Consider the following 1,241-nt stretch of genomic DNA (forward strand, 5'->3'; position numbering starts at 1 on the left):
GGAAACGCCGTCTACAGCTTTGATCGTGTAGCCTTTCTTAAACAGTCCTTTACCAGATACAAAGTGCTGCTTAAGATTTTCAATTCTTAATACTTCTTTTGCCATAACATCCTCTTTTATGACTTGTTCACTTTGCACCAGTTAGCTAGCAAACATGCTGGCATCGATTGGTTTGATATCAATCATCTGCTTAGGTTCGTTGTCCAAGCTTGGCATTAAGCCCATCAAACGTTCCGTGTAAGGGTGCTGCGGATTGTCAAACAGCTCAAAAATCTCCGCTTTTTCGACAATACGACCACCATACATTACCGCAACGTCATCACACACTTCAGCTACTACGCCTAAATCATGGGTAATGAAGATCATTGCCATGCCCGTTTCTTCTTGAAGTTCATTCATAAGTTCAAGGATAGACGCCTGTACCGTTACATCCAGAGCTGTCGTTGGCTCATCACAAATCAAAATGTCTGGTTTACATGCGAGTGCCATTGCGATCATCACGCGCTGGCGCATACCACCAGATAGGTTGTGCGGGTATTCGTTGAGGCGCTTTTCTGGCATTGGAATTTTCACTTTAGCCAGCATTTCTACCGCGTAGGATTCGCGCTCTTTTTTACCTAACTCAGGACGGTGTAATTCCAACACTTCGCACAGTTGGCGGCCAATGGTATGCACTGGATTCAACGCCGTCATTGGGTCTTGGAAAATGATCGAAATGCGGTCGCCGCGCATGGCGTACATTTCTTCCGCTGGTAGCGACACCAGATTGGTACCTCGGTAGTTAACTTCACCATTAACAATATTGCCGTAAGGCTTTGGCAACAGTCCCATGATGGACATGGAGGTCACGCTCTTACCACTGCCAGACTCACCAACGAGACCGAGCGTTCGTCCTGCGCGAACATCAAAGTTCACGCCATGGAGTACTTTTACCGGGCCATCATCCGTGATGAATTCCACTTCGAGGTCTTTTACACTCAAAATTACATCGTTTTCCATAACACATCCTTACAGCTTATACGTGTCATCAACGACAACAACCGGTTCAAAGGTTTTACCCGACTTCATCGCTTTCTGGGTTTCTTTCTTCACGTCTTTGTCGATCCAATACGTGCCATCACCGATAATTCCGCCACTGAACAACGCTTCTGTCATTCGATTCATTGGTTTCTCTGGCAATTTCAACCAACGCCAGTGTCCATAACGAACGTAAGGTACCATGTAGCCAGTGACAATCACGT

1 protein-coding gene and 2 pseudogenes are annotated in these 1,241 nt (G+C 46.0%); all 3 read right to left on the reverse strand.

Annotation, left to right across the window (positions count from 1 at the left end; genetic code table 11):
- A pseudogene (locus R7Q38_RS23875) lies at positions 1-105 on the reverse strand (ABC transporter ATP-binding protein); the annotation flags it as partial.
- A 36-nt stretch (positions 106-141) separates the two neighbouring features.
- Positions 142-999 carry an ABC transporter ATP-binding protein gene (locus tag R7Q38_RS23880; protein WP_005496771.1) on the reverse strand — a complete coding sequence of 286 codons (858 nt, stop codon included), beginning with the start codon at positions 997-999 and terminating at the stop codon, positions 142-144.
- A gap of 9 nt (positions 1,000-1,008) precedes the next feature.
- Positions 1,009-1,241, reverse strand: a pseudogene (locus R7Q38_RS23885) (ABC transporter substrate-binding protein); the annotation flags it as partial.

The sequence above is a fragment of the Vibrio sp. Vb0598 genome (assembly GCF_033338935.1).
In the GTDB taxonomy this organism is placed as follows: Bacteria; Pseudomonadota; Gammaproteobacteria; order Enterobacterales; family Vibrionaceae; genus Vibrio; species Vibrio alginolyticus.

Coding starts and splice junctions, on each gene's coding strand:
- R7Q38_RS23880 (WP_005496771.1), bottom strand. CDS start 999: ATGGAAAACGATGTAATTTTGAGTGTAAAAGACCTCGAAGTGGAATTC.